This window comes from Streptomyces sp. NPDC058877, from assembly GCF_042742855.1.
In the GTDB taxonomy this organism is placed as follows: Bacteria; Actinomycetota; Actinomycetes; order Streptomycetales; family Streptomycetaceae; genus Streptomyces.
In genome coordinates this window covers 1-6,137 of sequence record NZ_JBHYMF010000298.1, presented here as the reverse complement: position 1 = coordinate 6,137, position 6,137 = coordinate 1, and the positions used below count along the sequence as shown (strand labels likewise).

Below are 6,137 nucleotides of genomic sequence, written 5' to 3'. Positions count from 1 at the left end.
CCCAATGATCACGAAGCCCGTGCCTGCTCCGCTATGCACCCCAACCGGTCACGGCCCGACCAACCGCCCGACCCCGGAACTCGCCCAAGCCCTGCACCCCCGCACGGCCCCGCCCCGACGATCCGCACCCGAAGGCACTGCCGACAGCAAAACAGGACCGGGAAAGAAAAAAGAAAACGAGAAAGAAAATGAAAAAGCCAAGGCGAAGAAGAAAAAAGAAGGGGCAGGGGTGAGGCGGGGCGTGTGGACCTCACCCCTCCTTCTTTGACACGAGCCGCAGACACCAGCAGCGGTGCCCGCCCCCGGCACACACCGCCGGCCCCTTACCTTCCGGACGCCGTACGCCTGCCCGAGCAGGCAACACCCCTCCCCGCGGCACCCGTGCCCACACCCACCCACCGGGCGAACCCACAACCACCCCGACCACCCCGACCACCCCGACCACCCCGACCACCCCGACCACCCCGGCCACCCCGGCCACCCCGGCCGTGCCGGGGCGCGCCCGCGCCCCGAGCGCGCCCCGGGCGCGAGCACGTCGCCGCCGCGCTACTCCACCCGGAAGTTCGCCATCATCCCCATCGCCGAATGGTCCAGCAGATGGCAGTGGTACACATACGTCCCGCGATAGGTGTTGAACGTCGCGTGCAGCTTCACCGTCTCGCCCGGGAACAACCGCACGGTGTCCTTCAACCCCGCCTCCTCCGCCCCCACCGGCCCGCCATTGCGCTCCAGGACCCGAAACTGCACCAGATGCATGTGGAAGTTATGCGGGATGATCTTGTTGGCGTTGGTCACCGTCCATATCTCCGAGTCACCGTGCCGGATGGTCTGGTCGATGCGCCCCATCTGCCACACCTTGCCGTCCATCAACCCGCGCGGCTCCTCGCGCCCGTCCTCGTCCATGCTCAACACGATGCTGCGGTGCACCGCCGGCGCCGGGAGGCTCGCCACCGCGGGCAGCGTGCGCAAGACCTCCGGGACGCTGCTGGGATCCTCGGCGCTGCGCACCACGTCGAAGCGCAGTACCCGGCCGACCTCCTCGGGGGTGCCCGGCCCCAGCGTGTTCTCCAACACCACCTGCGAGCCGACCCGGTAACGCGAGAAGTCGATCACCACATCGGCGCGCTCCGCCGGCGACAGCCCGATGCTGTCGGTGACGTGAGGCCGCTCCAGCAGTCCTCCGTCCGAGCCGATCTGCACCATCGAACCGCCATCGGAAAGGCGCAGTTGGAAGAACCGCATGTTGGAAGAGTTCAACAACCGGAAGCGGTACTTGCGGGCCGCGACCGGAAAGTACGGTGTGGGCCGTCCGTTGGCCAAGAGGGTGCTGCGACCAAAGACGTCGTCCATGACGTAGAGCAACTGGCCGGCCTCGTCGAAGTGGGCGTCGCGCAGGGCCAGCGGCACCTCGTACTGCCCCCGCGGCAGCGGCAGCGAGCGCTCGGTCTCGTCGGAGAGCAAGTACGACCCGGACAGGCCCCGGTAGACGTGCTCGGACTCCAGGTGATGGGCGTGGTCGTGGAACCACAGCGGGGCACCGGGCTGACGGTTGAGGTAGGTGTAGGTACGCGAAGAGCCCGGATCGAAGGTGTCCATCGGGCCGCCGTCATTGGCCTGCGAAACGCTTCCGCCGTGCAGGTGGACGGAGACCGGATCGGACAGCGCGTTGTGGTGGCGGATGACGACGGGACGCCCCGTACGGGCCCGGATCACCGGCCCGGGAAAATGACCGTCGAAGGTCAGGGCCCGGGTCTGGGAGCCCGGCAGGACCTCGTGCACGCTCTCCTTGAGCACGACCCGGTACCAGTCGACACCGCCCAAGGTGGAGGTCGGCGACAACTCCGGCAGCCTCGGCATCCGCACCGAGAACGCCGGCGGCACCGCGACCGCGGCACCTCTTCGACCCCACCGACCGTGCACCGACCCGACCGGGGGAGTGGCCGCCACCGCACGACCGGCGAGCAGGCCGGCACCGGCCACGGAGAGCGTTCCGGTGAGCATGGCACGTCTGGTGATCATGGAAAGTCCTCCCGGACTGGACTGGACTGGACTGGGTTGGGCGGGGCGATGGCCGGGCGCGACAGCAGCCGCAGCACCGTGCAACCGCCACCCACCGGGTGACGATGCGCATCGCAGTCGGCGGCGCGAGTGCATCAGACGAAACCCACAAGTCGCTTGAGTCTTCTTGGAGCGTCAGTGGTTCGCGTTGCGCAAGCCTTGCGGGCCCTTCGCCAGGCTCCTGTGCGTGTACGCGGTCCCGCGTCCGCACCGCAGACAGGAAGGAAGAGGTGCCGTGGACCTGCACGACCTGCACGACCTGCGCCAGTGGCTGCCCCAGGCCATCGGGGTTGCCGAGCGGTGGGGCGGGCAGTTCGGCCCGTACCGCACCCATGACGCACACCGCGTCGAACACGAAGCCTTCGACGAGGCGTTCGACCGCATGGCCAAGCGGATGGACGACAACTACCCCTTCTTCCACCCGCGTTACGCAGGACAAATGGTCAAGCCACCGCACCCGGCAGCCGTCGTGGGCTACCTCACGGCCATGCTGTTCAACCCCAACAACCACGCAGCCGAAGGCGGCCCGGCCACCACCGCCATGGAAAAGGAGGCGGTCGCCGACCTGGCGGCGATGTTCGCGCTACCCGCCCACGTCGGCCACCTCACCACCAGCGGCACCATGGCCAACCTCGAAGCCCTCTACGTCGCCCGCCAGCTCCACCCCGAGCGCGGCATCGCCTACAGCGCCGAATGCCACTACACCCACGAGCGCATGTGCCACGTCCTGGGCGTGCAAGGCCACCGCATCCCGGTCGACGACCGAGGCCGGATCGACCTGAACGCCCTGGAAGAGGCACTGAGCAGCGGGCGGATCGGCACCGTCGTCGTCACCACCGGCACCACCGGCCTGGGCGCCGTCGACCCGGTGCACGAGGTACTCGCACTGGCCCGCCGATATGGTGCACGCGTCCACGTGGACGCGGCCTACGGCGGCTTCTACGCCATCTTGGGCCGATCCGGCCTGGCCGGCCTGGACCCCCGCCCCTGGCAGGCGATCGCCCACTGCGACTCCGTGGTCGTCGACCCGCACAAGCACGGCCTCCAGCCCTATGGCTGCGGAGCGGTCCTGTTCCCCGATCCGCGAGCAGGACGACACTTCGCCCACGACTCGCCGTACACCTACTTCACCGACTCCGACCTGCACCTGGGCGAGATCAGCCTGGAATGCTCCCGCGCGGGCGCCGCAGCAGCCGGACTCTGGCTGACGCTACAACTGCTGCCGCTGACCCCCGACAGCTTCGGCCGCATCCTGCACGCCGACCGCCGCGCCGCCACCACCTGGGCCACACTCCTGCACCAGTCCCCCCACCTGGAGCTCTACCAGCAGCCCGACCTGGACATCGTCACCTACTTCCCCACCCCCCCACACCCCGCACTGTCCTGCATCGACACCGCCTCACAGCAACTGCTGGAGGCCGGGATGAACGCCCAGCCCGACCCCGTCTACCTCAGCGTGCTGCGCGCGGACGCCGAAGCCTTCACCCGCCGCCACCCCCACCTCAAGCGCGACGCGGACAGCGCCCGCATCATGCGAAGCGTCCTGATCAAACCGGAGAGCGAGCACTACCTGCCCACCCTGCACGCCCGCGTGGAACAACTCGCCGCCGCCCACCACTGACCCCCCACACGCCCCTCTCCTTCGCCGCCAGGCACCAAGGCCCCCCCTTTGTATCCGCCGGGCCCTGCACCCGCCCGGCCCGCCGACCCCCACGACACTTCCCGGCCGGGCCGCGGCCCCTTTTGCACCCACCGCCCGCACCACCACTTTCGAACGGAGGCCCCCCTTGCCAGCTGCCACCCCCCTCTCCCGCACCGTGGACCGGTCCGAGGCCGCCCGCCTCGCCTCGCTCCTGGCGACCACCTTCCACCAAGACGCACTGACCCGCTGGATGATCACCGACGAACAGCGCCGCGCCGAACTGCTGCCCGACTTCTTCCGCGTCCTGGTCGAGCTCCACGCCCACCACGACGGCGTGCTGACCTCACCACAAGGCGACGCCGTGTTCCTCTACCTCCCCCCACACGCCGAACCCGACGACACCGCCGTCAGCCAGGCCCTCGCCGCAACCCTCGGGCCCCACGCCCCCGCCCTGAAAACCATCACCGCCCTCCAAGCCGCACACCACCCCACCACGCCCCCGCACTACTACCTCGCCTTCGGCGCCGTCCGCGCCGGCCGCCAACAGACCGGACTGGGCAAGCAACTGCTCACCCACATCCTCCACCGCGCCGACCACGAAGGCGTCGGCGCCTACGCGGAAGCCAGCTCACCAGGCGGACAAGCCCTCCTGCAGGCAACCGGCTTCACCCCCATCGGCGCAGACATCGTCCTGCCCGACAACGGACCGACACTCCGACCGATGTGGAGGGACCCGCGATGAAGGGCGACGACCTGATCACCAGCTGGAGCGCGGCCGAGATAGCCGACGGCGAACCACCAGCACCGCACCGCGAACCCCTGCTACGCGTGTTGACCTGGGGCAAAGCCTTCCTGGTCGCCAGCCACCCAGAGCTGGGCCGCACCGGACCGGTCTGCCCCTACACCCAAACCTCCCTGCGCAAAGACCTCTTCCACCTGGCCCTGCCCGCCCCGGGATGCACCGACCTGACCTCAGCGGTCGACTCCCTGCGCACCCGCTACGCCAAACTCGCCGCCCCGCTGTGCGACGAGGACCGCGAACTGCTCACCATCCTGCTGGTCCTCCCGGACTTCGACCCGACCGACTCCAGCGAGCTGGACGAACTCCAACGCACGGCCAAAGACGAGTTCGTGGCAGAAGGCCTGATGATCGGCCAATTCCACCCCGTCTGCGAGGAACCGGGCCTCTACAACGATTCCTTCCGCCCCTTACGCGCCCCGCTGCCCCTGCTGGCCGTACGCAAGCTGCTCGTCTTCGACCTGCCGTTCTTGATGTCCGACGACACGCACTTCGACCACTACCTCCAGCGCTTCGCGCCGGCGATCCCGCCCCGCATCCGCGACCAACTGGTCAGCCGCGTCATGCAGTGAACCACCATCCGCCCGGCACCCGCAGACGAAGCCGGCACCCATGACCCCGCAGCGCTCGCGCCCCACCCGAGCGCTGCGGGCCGCCACCAGACCCGGCCCGCACCCCCGCCGCTTCGACCCGGCACCCACACAAAGCCCGCCACCGTCTGGCCGGTCACGTCAGGACGGGGCCCCAGGACCATGCGTTTCGTGAGCGGTCAGCGCCGGGGGAGCGGGGGACGCGACAGAAAGCAGCGGCGCGGGGCCGGCACCCCCCGCAGCAACGGGCAAGCGGGAGCCCGAGGGGAAGCCGACGGCCGCACGCACGCCTCGAAACAGCACCAGCCCCGCTGCTCACGGCATCCGCCGCCCCGCTCCCAGACAAGGCGCGAACCGCCCGTGACACGGAGGCGAACCACGCGCCCCACCACGGTCTGCAGCTGCTCATCCCGGGCCCTTGGACGGTCCTGCCGCTGGCCCGGGGCACGGCGGGCGCCCTGATGGGCAACCGTCACCTTCTCCACGCCCTTGCCCTCGCGGCAACGCTCCCCGGCGTCGTCCGGTGCGTCACCTCGATCGTCTGGGAAGGCACCGCCACGCCCGCGCACCCCGGCGGCGTGCCCCCGTGGTGGCCCTTCCGTCCCCGCCCCGGGATCTTCAGCGGGCGCTGCCGGTGATGCCACGGCCTGCGCCAGAGGCGGACTGCCGCCGCGGTGACGGTGCCACAAAAGACAGGGACCCGTCTGCCGCAACGGGCCGTCACGGCGCGAGAGCCCGTCACGGTACGAGAGTCCTTGAGCCGGTTGATGGTCCGCTCGACCTCGTTGCCACACCTGTACCGGACAGGGGCAAAGCCGGTCGGTCCTTTGCCCGCACCACCCTGTGCGTCGACGATCGGACAGCCACACGATCCGCCGAACGCCCCCGCCGCCACACCCGGACCCGGCACACTCGCGCCCCGACGCCGTCACCCCACGACGCCGGGACGTTCGGCCGGGCCTAGGCCGTGTTTTAGGAAGCGCGGGCGGCCAGCCACTTGGTGAGGTCGCCCGCGATGCGGTCAGTGTTGGTCTCGACGGTCACGTCG

5 protein-coding genes are annotated in these 6,137 nt (G+C 69.9%); 4 read left to right on the top strand and 1 reads right to left on the bottom strand.

Translation table 11 applies throughout. The annotated features are described in order from the left end of the window. The coding region (locus ACFW2Y_RS34245) for a hypothetical protein (RefSeq protein ID WP_384887196.1) at positions 1 to 268 on the top strand (268 nt) is incomplete at its 5' end. Between the two features lie 278 nt (positions 269 to 546). Here the strand turns inward: ACFW2Y_RS34245 and ACFW2Y_RS34240 are convergent. Then, a complete protein-coding gene (locus ACFW2Y_RS34240; protein ID WP_384887193.1) occupies positions 547 to 2,019 on the bottom strand; it encodes a multicopper oxidase family protein in 1,473 nt (490 codons plus the stop codon). A gap of 274 nt (positions 2,020 to 2,293) precedes the next feature. Between ACFW2Y_RS34240 and ACFW2Y_RS34235 the strand changes: the two genes are divergently transcribed. From ACFW2Y_RS34235 to ACFW2Y_RS34225, 3 genes are all read left to right on the top strand, one after another. After that, entirely contained in the window at positions 2,294 to 3,679 is a 1,386-nt protein-coding gene (locus ACFW2Y_RS34235; RefSeq protein ID WP_384887191.1) for a pyridoxal phosphate-dependent decarboxylase family protein, read from the top strand. 166 nt (positions 3,680 to 3,845) lie between these two features. After that, entirely contained in the window at positions 3,846 to 4,442 is a 597-nt protein-coding gene (locus ACFW2Y_RS34230; RefSeq protein WP_384887188.1) for a GNAT family N-acetyltransferase, read from the top strand. Next, on the top strand, positions 4,439 to 5,071 hold the full coding sequence (locus ACFW2Y_RS34225; protein ID WP_384887185.1) for a DUF6875 domain-containing protein: 633 nt from the start codon (positions 4,439 to 4,441) through the stop codon (positions 5,069 to 5,071). Before ACFW2Y_RS34230 ends, ACFW2Y_RS34225 begins: the two co-directional genes overlap by 4 nt. Positions 5,072 to 6,137 lie beyond the last annotated feature (1,066 nt).

Excerpts from the sequence above, each read along its gene's own strand:
- ACFW2Y_RS34225 (WP_384887185.1), top strand. The coding sequence starts at position 4,439 with ATGAAGGGCGACGACCTGATCACCAGCTGGAGCGCGGCCGAGATAGCC.
- ACFW2Y_RS34240 (WP_384887193.1), bottom strand. The coding sequence starts at position 2,019 with ATGATCACCAGACGTGCCATGCTCACCGGAACGCTCTCCGTGGCCGGT.